Source organism: Chryseobacterium soldanellicola (assembly GCF_900100115.1).
GTDB classification, from domain to species: Bacteria; Bacteroidota; Bacteroidia; order Flavobacteriales; family Weeksellaceae; genus Chryseobacterium; species Chryseobacterium soldanellicola.
Map to the genome: position 1 here is coordinate 261,849 of NZ_FNKL01000004.1, position 14,422 is coordinate 276,270.

General features: G+C 34.4%; 12 protein-coding genes. 7 read left to right on the forward strand and 5 right to left on the reverse strand.

All coding sequences use genetic code 11. The annotated features are described in order from the left end of the window. Positions 1-255: 255 nt before the first annotated feature. Positions 256-1,218, reverse strand: a complete 963-nt coding sequence (locus BLT04_RS15260) for a Gfo/Idh/MocA family protein (RefSeq protein ID WP_089756650.1) — start codon at positions 1,216-1,218, stop codon at positions 256-258. A 131-nt stretch (positions 1,219-1,349) separates the two neighbouring features. Between BLT04_RS15260 and BLT04_RS15265 the strand changes: the two genes are divergently transcribed. After that, positions 1,350-2,003 carry a protein-L-isoaspartate(D-aspartate) O-methyltransferase gene (locus BLT04_RS15265; protein ID WP_089756651.1) on the forward strand — a complete coding sequence of 218 codons (654 nt, stop codon included), beginning with the start codon at positions 1,350-1,352 and terminating at the stop codon, positions 2,001-2,003. Between the two features lie 12 nt (positions 2,004-2,015). Here BLT04_RS15265 and BLT04_RS15270 read toward each other — a convergent pair whose 3' ends face one another. Both BLT04_RS15270 and BLT04_RS15275 read right to left on the reverse strand, forming a co-directional pair. Further along, a complete protein-coding gene (locus tag BLT04_RS15270) occupies positions 2,016-2,840 on the reverse strand; it encodes an SDR family oxidoreductase (RefSeq protein WP_089756652.1) in 825 nt (274 codons plus the stop codon). A 31-nt stretch (positions 2,841-2,871) separates the two neighbouring features. Further along, complete coding sequence (locus BLT04_RS15275; RefSeq protein ID WP_089756653.1) at positions 2,872-3,849, reverse strand: 3-oxoacyl-ACP synthase III family protein; 978 nt, start codon at positions 3,847-3,849, stop codon at positions 2,872-2,874. Positions 3,850-4,264: 415 nt separating this feature from the next. On the opposite strand from BLT04_RS15275, the gene BLT04_RS15280 reads away from it, so the two are divergent. Beyond that, a complete protein-coding gene (locus BLT04_RS15280) occupies positions 4,265-5,242 on the forward strand; it encodes a 2-hydroxyacid dehydrogenase (RefSeq protein ID WP_089756654.1) in 978 nt (325 codons plus the stop codon). A gap of 3 nt (positions 5,243-5,245) precedes the next feature. On the opposite strand, the gene BLT04_RS15285 is transcribed toward BLT04_RS15280, so the two are convergent. Both BLT04_RS15285 and BLT04_RS15290 read right to left on the reverse strand, forming a co-directional pair. Continuing rightward, the gene (locus BLT04_RS15285; RefSeq protein ID WP_089756655.1) at positions 5,246-5,635 is read right to left on the reverse strand and encodes a hypothetical protein; all 390 of its coding nucleotides are present in this window, start codon (positions 5,633-5,635) and stop codon (positions 5,246-5,248) included. Further along, positions 5,625-6,167 carry an RNA polymerase sigma factor gene (locus BLT04_RS15290; RefSeq protein WP_089756656.1) on the reverse strand — a complete coding sequence of 181 codons (543 nt, stop codon included), beginning with the start codon at positions 6,165-6,167 and terminating at the stop codon, positions 5,625-5,627. The genes BLT04_RS15285 and BLT04_RS15290 overlap by 11 nt, the downstream gene beginning before the upstream one ends. Before the next feature lie 107 nt (positions 6,168-6,274). Here BLT04_RS15290 and BLT04_RS15295 point away from each other — a divergent pair, with 107 nt between their 5' ends. The 5 genes from BLT04_RS15295 (at position 6,275) to BLT04_RS15315 (ending at position 14,228) form a co-directional block, all read left to right on the forward strand. After that, a complete protein-coding gene (locus BLT04_RS15295; RefSeq protein ID WP_089756657.1) occupies positions 6,275-6,607 on the forward strand; it encodes a DUF6249 domain-containing protein in 333 nt (110 codons plus the stop codon). Between the two features lie 139 nt (positions 6,608-6,746). Further along, positions 6,747-8,849, forward strand: a complete 2,103-nt coding sequence (locus tag BLT04_RS15300) for an outer membrane beta-barrel family protein (protein WP_170828490.1) — start codon at positions 6,747-6,749, stop codon at positions 8,847-8,849. A gap of 85 nt (positions 8,850-8,934) precedes the next feature. Then, the gene (locus tag BLT04_RS15305; protein ID WP_089756659.1) at positions 8,935-9,228 is read left to right on the forward strand and encodes a hypothetical protein; all 294 of its coding nucleotides are present in this window, start codon (positions 8,935-8,937) and stop codon (positions 9,226-9,228) included. Between the two features lie 198 nt (positions 9,229-9,426). Next, positions 9,427-13,632 (forward strand): T9SS type B sorting domain-containing protein, encoded by a 4,206-nt coding sequence (locus BLT04_RS15310; protein WP_089756660.1) that lies wholly within the window; start codon positions 9,427-9,429, stop codon positions 13,630-13,632. 125 nt (positions 13,633-13,757) lie between these two features. Further along, positions 13,758-14,228: a hypothetical protein gene (locus tag BLT04_RS15315; protein WP_089756661.1), complete on the forward strand. Its 471-nt coding sequence runs from the start codon at positions 13,758-13,760 to the stop codon at positions 14,226-14,228. Positions 14,229-14,422: the final 194 nt, after the last annotated feature.

Here is a 14,422-nt window from a genome sequence, read left to right on the forward strand (position 1 = left end):
ATTTGTTGAATAAAAATTATAAATATTAATTGAAAAAAAAAATTAATTATCTGACTATCCAATTTGTCATTCTGCAGGAATCTCAATGATTGAAAGGTTAAAGACTTTGTTTAGATTTCTACGGAATGACAAACTGAATGGTTAACCTTTGTTAAATCAATTACTTAATAATAAAAAAAACAGGCTAAAGCCCGTTCCTATTGATAAAATTTTATATTATTTGTAAAAAAATTAGTTGTATGATTATGTTTTAAATTAAGAAATCAATTTCATAATCTCCAACGCTACTTTCAAAGCTTCAGTTCCGTCTTCCAAAGAAACTTCCACATTTTTATTCTCTGTAATAGAATCTGCAAAAGAATTTAATTCATCTAAAATCGCATTATTCGGTTGAATATTCGGATATTCAAATAAAATCTGATTTTTTTCTCCATCAGCATTTTCAATAATCATATCAAATGGAGTAGGGTTTTCCGGAGCGTCTTTCATTCGGATGACTTCTGCTTTTTTCTCTAAAAAATCAACAGAAATATAAGCATCTTTCTGGAAAAAACGGCTTTTTCTCATGGCTTTCATAGAAATTCTTGAAGTCGTAAGATTGGCAACACATCCATTTTCGAATTCTATTCTGGCATTGGTAATATCAGGTGTTTTACTTACTACGCAAACGCCGCTTGCATGAATATTTTTAACTTTAGATTTTACTACACTTAATAAAATATCCAAATCGTGAATCATTAAATCTAAAACCACCGAAACATCAGTCCCGCGAGGATTAAATTCCGCCAGCCTGTGAATTTCAATAAACATCGGGTTTTTGATGAAATCTTTCGTTGCCATGAAAGCCGGATTGTATCTTTCAACATGCCCAACCTGTGCTTTAATGCCATGCTCACGACATTTATATAAAATCTCTTCTGCTTGCTGCAATGTTTGCGTAACAGGCTTTTCAATAAAGAAATGAAGTCCTTTTTCGATTGCTTTTAACGCATAATCATAATGATAAATGGTTGGAGTTACAATATCCAGCATTTCGATCTGATCGAGCAAATCATCAAAATTTTCAAAATATTTATATCCGAATTCGGCTTCTATTTTTTTACCGTTTTCAACATCTTTATCATGGAAACCAATAAATTCGTACTTATCTGATTGATTAAGAAGCTTTAAGTGGATTTTTCCCAAATGCCCAGCGCCTACCAAACCTGCTTTTAACATGTATATTAAATTTTTGTAAATATAATAATTTTAAGGGTTCAGAAACAGATGATAGGTTTTAGGTTGATAAATACTATTTGTTTTTCTATTTTTGTAAAAACTAGCGGCTGCAGGCCAATAACTCCCATCTCATGACGCAAGATTCGTTTGTACATAAAGGAAAAAGAAAAAATTTAGTTGAATATCTCCGACACAAAATCGGGATTTCGGATGAAAATGTACTTTCCGCAATGAATGAAGTTCCGAGACACCTTTTTATAGAAAGTATTTTTGAGGATTTTGCCTATGAAGACCGTGCTTTTCCGATTTTGGCGCATCAGACGATTTCACATCCGTCAACTGTTGCGGAGCAATCCGAACTTTTACAGGTAAAGCAGGGCGAAAAAGTCCTTGAAATAGGAACCGGATGCGGATACCAGACTGCTGTTTTATTAGCTATGAAAGCTTTGGTGTACACGGTTGAAAGACAAAAAGATCTGTTTGATTTTTCAAAGAAAAAATTAAGAGAAATGCATTTATATCCAAAGTTTCAGAGTTTTGGAGACGGTTTTGCCGGACTTCCGACTTTTGCGCCTTTTGATAAAATTATTGTGACTTGCGGAGCTTCGGTTTTGCCTACAGAATTATTAAAACAATTGAAAGTCGGCGGAAAAATGGTGATTCCTTTAGGTCCGACTGATGAGCAGGTTTTGTACAGATTTACAAAAGTTTCACCAACTGAATTTGAAAAAGAGGAATTTGGAGCTTATAAATTTGTTCCGATGTTAGGAAATACAAATCAATAAGCACCAAATAAGTTACCCCATAATATGAAAACCTCCGTCAACATGGCGGATTTCTCCCGTAATTCTTGTTTCTTTTCTGAAAAGATGAACAATTTCATGGGCAAGATCTTCAGGTTGAGCATTTCCAAGCGGGCTTGTTTGATTGGCTTTTTCTACATCAACTTCGTTTAAAGTCGCATTTCCTGCTTTGCTTCCCATGTACGGAGAAAAACGGATGGCATTGGCGCGGATCCCATATTTTCTGCCTAATTCATGAGCGATTTCCAGGGTTAATCTTTCCAAAGCCGCTTTTGCAATACTGATATTAATGTAAGGAAAAGATGAGACTTTCTCTGCCGCAATATAGCTGAGAGAAACGACTGAAGAGCCATTTTGAAGTACATTATTTGAAATCAAAGCCTGTGACAGAGAAATCAGAGAAAATGCAGAAACATTCATGGTTTCATTAAATTCTTCTACAGTCACTTCCAGCATTGGTTTTACAGATTTATGTCTGATTGTTTTATCCATGGCGATGGCATGAAGAAAGCCATTAAGTTTAATATCTTTTTGGTATAAATCTTTCGCAAGAAAATCCAGACTTTCCGGTAATGTAACATCTAAAGGCGCCATATAAACATCTTTTCCTAACACTTTTTGACAGGCATTCTGAAAGTCGGAATAGTTTTTATGAAGAAAGTCCTGCGCTTTTTCGGACAGATTTTGATGAAAAGGAGTAACGCCTAATCCTGCACAAACTACATTTCCGTTATTTTCAAGGATTTTTTCGGCGGTTTTCATGGCAAGGGAATTTTCATCCGCGATGCCGGTGATGAGAAATGTCTGATTCTTCAGCATATTTTTGTCAATTTTTAAATGAAATATTAATTTAGGCTTTATAAAGAGCCGTTCCCCATGTCCAGCCCGAACCTACAGCAGCAAATAAAAGGATGTTTCCGGGCTGTATTTTTCCGCTTTTATAGGTTTCGTCAAGAACAATCGGGATTGTTCCGCCGGAAGTATTGGCGTATTTATCCATATTGGTCATTACTTTTTCAAAAGGAATATCGACTTTTTTAGCCGTTTCCTGAAGAATTCTTATACTCGGCTGATGCGGAATTACCCAATCAACATCATTCGCCGAAAGTTTATTGGCTTCAAGAATTTCGATAATTGTTTCAGGTAAAACTTTGGTTGCCGTGTTGAAAACTTCCTTCCCGTTCATCTGAAAATAATGAAGTCCTTGTTTCAAAGTCTCTTCTGATGCAGGCATTTCGGAACCTCCGGCGGGAATATTAAAATGATATTTTCCACGACCGTCTGCATGAAGCTTAAAATCAAAAAAACCTTTGTCTTCGCTAGTTGCAGAGAGTAAAATCGCTCCTGCACCATCACCGAAAAATACAGAATCTTTTCTCGTCCAGTCTGTAATGGTAGAAAAAGTATCTGCCCCGATAATTAAAACATTCTGATACATGCCGGTTTCAATAAACTGGCAACCGATGGCGATTCCGTACAATCCGCCTGAACAAACTGCTGAAATGTCAAAAGCAACAGCCTGATAAGCTTCCATTTTTTCCTGGACGAAACAAGCTGTGGAAGGTGCCTGTCGATCGGGAGTAGAAGTGGCAACGATAATAAGATCGATGTCTTCGGGTTTTAAATTGGCTTCTTTTAATGCTTCCAGACCTGCTTTGTAAGCAAGATCACTCGTAACTTCTCCCTCAGCGATTCTCCGTTCTTTAATTCCCAAATTTTTATAGATCCATTCATCCGAAGAACCGATGGCTTCGAAAAAATCATTCTTTATAATTTTGGGAGGCACATAAGAACCTGTGCCTTTTATAAAAGCATTTTTCTTAGTCATTTTATTTTGTGTGATTTTTATAGATTGTGAAATATTTTTGAATTTAACGTAAAAACAAAACAAATCTAGTGATAATTATATTGAATTAAAGTCTAGATGTTGGGTTTTTTAAATTTATTTTTAATAAACTTCTAACGGGAATTTTTTTAATTTGTTGTTATAAAGAATCACATTGAAGTTCGTTTCGGAATGAAAATTGAATTCATTTTTTGAACCTAATCACTTAAATTTTATTATTGTATACACGAATAGATTTAAATCATCATGTTATTTTAGGATCTTCAGAAAAATTTGCATAATAACCACGGTTACAAAATGAAAATAAATAATTTTTAAATATTAAAGTTAAGAACCTCACTTTTTATAGCAGAGTGGGGTTTTTTATTTAAAATAATTACTAATCACAAGATAAATTATGAAAGTATTCATAAATAAAAGAATTCCGGATATTGGAATAAAAATGTTGGAAGAAGCACAATTGGAAGTTACAATTCCCAAAAAAGATCAATTATCCCATGAAGAATGGCTGCAATATTGTCAGGATACCGACGCAATTCTAAGTGTAGGAACTGATTTTAAATATGATAAAGAATTTTTTGAACAATGTCCGAATGTAAAAGCAATTGCCTTATATTCAGTTGGTTTCGATCATGTTGATGTAAAAGAAGCGAATCAAAGACATATTCCAGTCGGGAATACGCCTGATGTTTTGAGCAAGGCGACTTCTGATGTTGCCTTTTTGCTGATGCAGTCGGTGGCAAGAAGGGCAAGCTATAATTTTGAAAAGGTAAAAACGGGAAATTGGGATGATTTTGATCCGTTACATGCTTTAGGTCAGGAATTGTACGGAAAAACTTTAGGAATTTTCGGATTGGGAAGAATTGGTTTTGAAATGGCAAAAAAATCGCAAAAGGCCTTTGATATGAACATTATTTACCACAACCGCCACCAAAATGAAGAAGCCGAAAAAGAATTAAATGCGAAATATGTTTCTTTTGATGAATTGATTGCAGAATCCGATGTTTTAAGTGTTCATGCGAATTTTAAACCTGAACAGAAAGAGCTTTTCAACAGTTCGGTTTTTGAAAAAATGAAGTCTAATGCGATTTTTGTCAATACGGCAAGGGGAGGTTTTCATCATCAGGAAGATCTTTATGATGCGCTTGTTTCAGGACAGATTTGGGGAGCTGGTTTGGATGTTACCAATCCGGAGCCGATCTCTGAAAATGATCTTATTTTAGAGCTTTCAAATGTTTGCGTTTTACCTCACATCGGCTCTGCAACGATCGAAGCCCGAAACGGAATGGCAAAATTGGCAGCGGAAAACATTATTGCTTTTGCAAAAGGTGAAGAAATGCCTCATTGTGCCAATCCCGATGTTTATAAAAAGTAAATTTTAATCTTTTAACTCTTTAAATATCATAAATCTGCTGCTTAATTGAATTAAAATTACAGTTAAAAGCAAAAACGCAGCGATAAATTTATATTCCAAAAACATTGAAAACATCATTGAAAATTGATCCTGATTAAAAAATGTGGTTAAAAAAACAACCGCCATTAACAATATAATTGAAAATAAAGCGTAAACTTTTATATTGAATTTTCGTTGCTGTTTAACTTCAATTTTTCTGATGATTTGATTTTGAAAACCTAATGAAAATCCATTTTCAGGTGCTTTTTCTAATGCGTCGTAAAGTATTTCATATATTTTTAATTCACTTTCAGATAATTCATTATAATTTTCCTGATCGTCTGGTAAAGTCTTATTTTTTTTATTAGTATCCATCTTTTTCAAGTTTTTCTTTTAATAATTTTCGGGCTCTGAATAAATATCCTTTAATGGTTCCTTCAGGAAATTTTGTGATTTTCTGAATTTCCTGAAGGCTAAAATCATCGAGATGATACAGTGTAATGACCGTTCTGTATTGCAACGGAAGCTCACTGATCAATTTGTTTATATAAGTATTAAATTCTTTTCCGATAAGCTTTGTTTCAGGAGTTTCGGAAGAAAATTGAAAATCTGAGCGCTCATCAATCGTATTAAATTGTTGTTTTGAATTTTTCTTTATATAATTTATGGCGACATTATAAGTGATTTTCGCAATCCATGTTGACAGTTTAGATTCTCTTTTGAAGTTTTTTAAATTGTCATAAACTTTGATGAAAACTTCCTGTCCGACATCTTCAATATCTTCATCATTATTCATCATTCTGTTTAAAATAGAATACACCAATTGCTGATATTGCTTTACAATATGCTGAAAAGCGTTAAGGTTTCCCTTTAGAATTTCATTAATGGTTTTTTCTTCATCAAACATATTATATTAGACAATTTTTTTTGTTTTAGGTTACAACTTTCTAATTTATTGTAATTTTTGTAACCTTTTGCCACATAATTTTGTCTATTGGCTAAATATAATTTGAAATGAAAAATCTTGCACCCTTCATAGTCATGATCGCCATATTAATTGCCATCTCAGTAATTATCGTGGTGATTACCAATTATAACCTTAAAAGAAGAATTTTAAATAAGGAAAATATCGACGATAGAATGTATGTGATTCTTAATAATCTGACGGGATTTAATTCCGAAATGTTGAAATGGGGAATCATTTTATTATTTGGTGGAGTAGGTCTGATCGTTCTGGAATTCCTTCCTCATGATGAAAATACGCCTGTTCCTTATGGAGTGATGACAGTCTTTGTTGGGCTCGGTTTTCTTACCTATTATTTCGTGATGAAAAATCAGAAAAAATAAGCTTCTCAATCTAAATTAATCAATAAAAATCCCGAACCGTTTTAAGGGCAAAAAACTTTGCACTCGGGATTTCTATGTCCTTTTTTTAATAATTATGAAAAACTTAAATATACTTTTAATAATAGTCTTTATGTTGTTTATGAGTAATTTACAGGCTCAGGAAGCAAAAAAAGATTCATTAGCAAATGAACGGGAAACTTCGATAAAAGAAGTGGTCATCAACGGTAAAAAACCTTTGATTAAAAATAAAATTGACGGTTTCATTTATAATATCCAGTCTGATCCGGAAAGTCAGTCAAAAAGCCTGATCGAGATGATGAAAAAAATTCCGTATCTGGCTGTTGACAGTAACGAAAATATACTTTTTAAAGGAAATACGAATTTTAAAATCCTGATGAACGGTAAAGAAACTCAGCTTCTCAACAATAATGCGAAAGACGTCTTAAAAAGTATTCCTGCGAACACGATTCAAAGTATTGAAGTGATTACCAATCCGTCCTCAAAGTACGATGCGGAAGGCGTTTCGGGAATTATAAATATTATCACAACAAAGAAAATGAGTGATGGCTACAATGCTTCCATTAATTTCGGAACAAAATTTCCAAAGCAAGAACAAAATGCAGGATTTTCTTTAAATATTCAACAGAAAAAGCTCGGTATTTCGGCTTATGGTGCCGGTTTTTTGAGAAATAATCCTGAAATTGAATATCAGAACTATCAACAGACTTCTTCCAATTATTTAGATCAAAAAGGAAAGATTTCAGGCAAAGGAAATGGTGGATATTTTAACGTTAATGCGAGTTATGAAATAGACAGCTTGAATTTAGTAAACGTTCAGTTAGGTTCAAATTTTTCTAACAATAAATCTGAAGATGTTCTCGATTCCTATTTTTATGATCAAAATTTGCTTAACGAAAATAATATTTCAGCAAATAATTCCAAAAGCAACGGAAACGGTTTTGAAACTTCGGTTAATTATCAAATAGGGTTTAAAAAAGATAAAGCACAGCTTTTGACATTGTCTTACAGATTCAATAATTATGATTACAATTTGACCAGTTTATCTGACATAACCAACGTTTTAAACAATTTTTCAAACCAAATTAAACAGAATAATGTTAATCAAAATAGCGAAAATACTTTTCAGATTGATTTTGTGAAAAATATTAAAAAAATATCTCTGGAAACGGGTTTAAAAGCTATTCTTAGAAAAAATAGCAGTGATTATGATGCGGTTCCTGAAAGTGTATTTAATTCAGATGAATTTTCAAATAAGCAAAATATTTTCGGAGCTTATTTTTCAACGAAATTCAATTTATTTAACTGGAATTTCCAAACGGGATTAAGATTAGAAGGCACGCAGACTTATGTGAATTTTGGCTCCACCAATACAGAGGTTAATCAAAATTACTTTAACCTGATTCCTAATATTTCGATAAGCAAAATCTGGAAAGAAAATCACAGCGTCAATTTTGGATTTTCACAGCGAATAAAACGACCGGGAATTATCCGTCTGAATCCTTTTGTTAATAAATCAAATCCGTATTTTGAAATTACAGGAAACCCTTATTTAAAGCCTGTTGTTAATAATGATTTGATGGCGAATTATTCATTTAATAAAAAAATAAATCTTAATATCGGGCTTTCTTATTCGTTTTCAAGTAAAATAGATCTCAAGGTTTCTACATATGATCCTGCCACATATATTACGAAAACGACCTACGAAAATTCGAGTAAAGCAAGTCGATTGGGAATTGATTATTATTTGAATTATCCGGTTAACAAAAAACTTAACATAAGCATCAATGGGAATGCTGCGATGTTTTTTATCAACGGAAAAGTAAATGATCTTTTCATTAAAAATGATCTTTTCACGTATTTTATTTATGTATCCGCCAATTATCAGCTTAAAAATAATTGGACTGTAAATTCAAACTTGGAAATTACCAGCAAAATGCCTGCAGGATTGCAAAACAGAACCAATTCTTTTGTGAGTTCGTCTTTCAGCTTTAGTAAAAGTATTCTTGATAATCAGCTTACTTTTTCTGCTTATATTAATAATCCGTTCAGCAAATTTAGAAAATCAGTTACAGAAACTTTTGGTGATACTTTTTATCAAAATAACTATGTAAGAGACTATTACAGGTCATTTGGTATCAATATAAACTATAAATTTGGAAGATTAAAAAGCGAGATTAAAACAACAAAGCGAAAAATCAACAATAATGATCTTTCAAATTAAAGATTTATTATTTTTTTCATTTCATGAGAAAATTTAAATGTGGAACCATTTTTGTTCTATATTGCTTAACACTAAATATAATACTATGACACCGGAAAATACACCTCAGGAACAAGACAGAAAATTGGAGCAAATGGATTATAATCCAAGTGAAGATATTTTTAAGCAGGAAAAACATATTTCGCTCGATGGAGACGGAAATCCCATCTTAGATGAAGATTTTGATGAAGATAAAATTGATAAGGGTCTAGATATTCCAGGGACTGAAGATGATGATGAAATGGAGGAAATCGGCTCTGAAGATGAAGAAAACAACTACTGGAGCACGAGTGACAATAATGACGATCATGAAGAAGAAAATGATGATGTTTTAACCTAACGTTAATCAATATAATAACAAAACCTTACTTTACATCAAGTAAGGTTTTTTTGTTAACCTTGTTAAGCGGAAACAGGCTCTGTCATTCAATTTTTGTTTTTTCTGTGTTAACTTAACATAAATAAATGATTATTGTTGCGTATTTAGAAATAAAAAGTATTAATTTTATCATCATATAGTGATTAATTTTTTTAATAGATGATGAAATTTTTACAAATATTATTCTTGATTACCGGCTTCTTTGTTTTTGCTCAGGCTCCTGTTGATATCAAAGTAAAGGATGCTTTCGGGAATGAAAACTATAATGTTACTTGCAACAATAATCTCGATGCAAATGGCTGTCTGGCTTTGCACGTAGAATATCCCGTTTTGAAGCAAACGACGAGCTATGAAGTGGTGCAATCCACATATAGCCCGCCAATTGCCATGAATCAGGGAACGGCACTAAATGCAAATTATGACGATCTTTTTGCTACAAAGCTGGATCTTCCTTTTAAATTTTGCTTTTTTAATCAATATTTTGAAGCGCTTGTGGTGGGTTCCAACGGAATGGTCACTTTCGACCAAAGTCAGCTTGGAAACATCAATTATCCCAATGTTCAGTGGCAGAATCCCAATGTAAGCTTACCCAAAAATTCGATTTTCGGGGTGTATCATGATATGGTTTTTTCATCCGGAGATCAGTCTGAAATTTATTATTCGACCATCGGAACGGCGCCTTACAGAAAGTTTGTTATCAATTTTTTTGAAGGACGGATTGCGGGCTGTACAGACCGGTCTTCTTCACAAATTGTTTTGCATGAAACAACAAATGTGATTGAAGTTTTTGTGGAGAAAAAGCCAACACCATGCCCAACCAGAAAGTTTGAAAATGCTTTGATCGGGGTGATTAATAATGACGGAACGGCAGGAATTTCACCGCCTGCAAGAAATACAGGGAACTGGCAGGCTTTACAGGAAGGTTGGAGATTTAATCCTCTTGGAAACGTGATCCAGCCGCAAGTTACCTGGACGAATGCTTCCGGACAAACACTGGCTACAGGAATTCAGGCGACGCTTTGCCCGACGCAGAATGAAGTTTACACAGCCAATGTTAAGTTTAATATTTGCGGAAACAGTGAATTGATTTTAACCGATAATTTTGCGGTTACTTTTGACCCCACCTATCCTGTTGCGAAAAATTATACTCAGGATTTTTGCGGAAATTCACCTGTTAACCTCAATCTTACTACTTTTCAGTCGAATCTTACCTCCCAGAATCCTGCGAATTTTAATTTTAGTTTTCATTCCAATTTACAGGATGCACAAAATGGTCAGAACGCGCTACCAACGTCTTTTACCCTTACCGCTAATACCGTTTTATATGTAAGAATTCAAAATCCAGGTATTCCGAATTGTTTCAGAGTTGCTGTTTTAACGCTTAACTTTTTAACCAAAAATCTGCTTAAAAACACAGTCGAACTTTGTGATACGAATAATGATGGAGTGGAGCAGAATTACGATCTTTCGCTATTGAATGCAGAACTTTTCCCGGCAGGAACTTCAGGAATTTCTTATCATTCAACACAAACGGATGCTCAAAATAATACCAATCCCATTACAGCTGCCAATATTACGACAAACACAAATATTTGGGTAAGGCTTCAGGATGCGACTTGTACTTATGTTTTGGGGCCGGTTCATTTCCAGTTTAAGCCGGGAGCCAATGTCAATTCGCCGATTACATTTCCTTACACGGTTTGTGATATCAATGCAGATAATCAGGAACCTTTTGATTTTGCGTTAAATATTGGTCCGCTCATTTCGACGCAGCCGGGAGCAACTTTTACAGCTTACGAAACATATGCAAACGCCTATTCGGGAACCGGACCGGTTGTTGGAACGATAAAAGAAGGTCAATATATTATTTACATAAGAGTTCAGATTCCTAATGGATGTTTTGCTGTGGTTGAGGTAAATATGAATGTAACTTTCACTAAAATTGAAGCCAATGAGAAAAATGAATACATCTGTTTTAATGGAACGGATGATATCAGTGTAAATCTTACCACACTTTCAGCGGGAATGTTGATTTCTCCGACAACAGTGCCTGTTACGGAATTTTATGCAGATTCAGCAAGCGCAACTTTAGGAACGAATCCTATCAGCTCGAATCAGACAATTACAACAGACGGGAATTTCGTCACGCAAACCTATTTCGTACGTTTTGAGCAGACCGATGAATGTTATACCGTAAGACCGATCAATGTGCATTTGGTTCATCCGGTGGCGGTTCAGTCTAATTTCACGATTTGTGATTTTAATAACGATAATACGGAAAATGTGTCATTAGCTCAATTTTCAGCGGCCATTATCGGAAACCAAAACGCAACGGTAATATTTTATCTTACTCAGGCAGACGCACAAAACGGCACAAACCCAATAACAAGCACGACTGTTACAGGAACAAAGCAGGTTTTTGTGAAAATCACGTCTTACAATTGCCAGCAGATTTATACGGTTAATTTAACCTTAACGTCAACGCCTGCGGTTAATTCTCCGGTTACGATTTCGCTTAACAATATTTGTGATAATAATAATGATGGGGTTGAAATTTATAATTTAACACAGGCTCAGCCACAGATTTACAGTGGATCAACGTCAAATGTAACTTTCACCTATTACAGTTCTTATGATCCGGCAACGCATACTTTTTCAGGTCCGATAGCCAATCCGGCTCAGTTTTCGGTAACGGGAAATGCAACGGTTTATGTTAAGGTTAAATTTAATAACAGTGAATGTTTTTCAGCGGCCCAGGTGAATATTCAAATGACATTTTTACCGCCGGTTGTTTTAAATAATGCTGTTTTGGAGACGTGTGATGAAGATTTTAATTTAAGTGAGACATTTCAGCTTAATGATGCGATTCCGCAGCTGTTTGTGGCTTCACAGAATACCCAGCCGTTGTCGGATATGACAATTTCTTACTACAATACTTCAGCGGAAGCCAATGCGGGAGTTCCTGCGACACAAATCGGAACTACAGCTACGACAAACATTTCCAGTGTACAGGTTTGGGCAAGATTTCAATCGAATACGACAGGCTGTTATTCCGTGGCATCGATTCAGTTAAATACTTATTTTCCACCAAAAGCAATTAATTCTACCATTATTGTTTGCGATGAAAATTTAGATGGAAGCCAGGAAGTTAATTTGTTGAATTATACCAATTTAATGGTTGATATTCCGAATCCGGCGAATACTTTTAGCTTTTATTTAACACAACAGGATGCCCAAAACGGAGTAAATCCGATTCCGAACCCTCAAAATTACTCGGCACAGCCTTTCCCGACGCAGATTTGGGTGAAAGTTCAGAATATTCCGGGTTGCGATGATATTGCGACGATTAATTTTACGATTGGAAGTAAAGTTACGCTTCTCAATGCAGGTCCGTTTCAGCTTAATAATGTGTGTGACACAGGAAATGACGGTATTGAAAATGTTAATTTAGCACAGTTTGAACAGCAGATTTATGCAGGAACAGGCGCTGTTTTCACGTATTATCCTACATTAGCCGATCTGAATGCGGGAACAAATGTAATTTCCAATCCTGCAACGTATTCATACAACCAAAATACAGGTTCAAATATTATTTATGTAAAAGTAAGCGCACCCGGATTTTGCCCCGAAAAAGCTGAAATTCATTTAACATTAAAGCCAACGCCGGTTTTTGATATTCCGACGCAATATATTTGTCCGGACGGCTCGTTGGATTATACCCTTCATGTTGAAAATTATACAATCGTAAGCTATGTCTGGACAAATCCTTCCGGACAGGTTATTTCAACCACAGATACCATTACGGGAGTCAACCAGATCGGAACTTATAGCGTTACGGTAACGGCGGATAACGGATGTTCTTATACCGATACTTTTGAAATTAAATATTATGACGTGCCTGTTATTCAGCAATTGGTGGCCGACGGAAATACATACACAGTTTATGCAACGGGTTCTCAGCCAATTGTTTATTCGATAGATGGTGTCAACTGGCAGGCAAGCAATGTTTTTTATAACCTTGCAACAGGAATCTATACTTTCTATGTAAAATATGTGGAAGGAAAATGTATTGTAAAGCAGGATGGAGTTATTTTAGATATTAAAAATGCCATCACACCAAACGGAGACGGTATGAATGATACATGGATTGTAAGAAATCTTCATGTTTTTGGAAACAGAATGACGAACGTAAAAGTCTTTGACCGCTATCAGTCATTGATTTTTGAGCAAAATACAAATACGGAAATCGTCTGGGACGGAACGATAAAAGGAAGAGCAATCCCAACTTCTAGTTATTGGTACGTGATCACACTTCCGGACGGAAGATCATTTACCGGTTGGATTCTCGTTAAGAATAATAATTGATGCTGAATTTTATACCTGAACAATATTTATCAAAACAAAAACTCAATCCTGAACAAAACGGAATTTTTAATAGGATCTTTTAAAAGAAAATACTAAATATTCCGTTTAATTCTTAAATTTGACCAATGCAAAAGAATCTTTATTTCATCATTATATTATTTTCTCTTACCAGCTGTTATACTTATCAGGTTAAAAAACAAGTGGATGCGGCGCCCGACAATAAGCAGGAATCAAAAAAAAATCAACCTCTTGCCAATACTACTTCCATGCAAATGAAAAGTACAACAGCTGAATCCCAAAACCTGAACGCTCAGCAACCGCCTGTCCCGATCAATATTCAGGAGAAGCTTACCCCTAACAAAAATGTTAAAATTGATGTTGAAGGCAAGACCTATAAAATAATAGTTGACAAATGGGAAAGCGACAGTCTGGTTGCACATCCGGTTCATAATCCTAAAAAAATTCTAAAATTCCATAAAAACCAGATCAATAGTGAAAGAATTGCTGAAAAACGCTTCTCACAACCGATAGCTGATATTATCACTGTTGTTGCTTATGCCGGAATTGGTGTTTTAATCTATTCTCTTATTCGTTAACAGCTTTAAACTGAAGTTTTTAATCCAATTAATAAAGCTTATCTTTTTTATAAATTATATAGAATCTTCCATTTTTGATTTTGAAAACCTAATATCAGAGGAGGGAATTTGTGTAATTTTCCTCCTTTAGTTGCATTGTATTTTTTAATTTGAATATCTTTAGAACTTATAATTTAAACTCAGAATCTGAATAG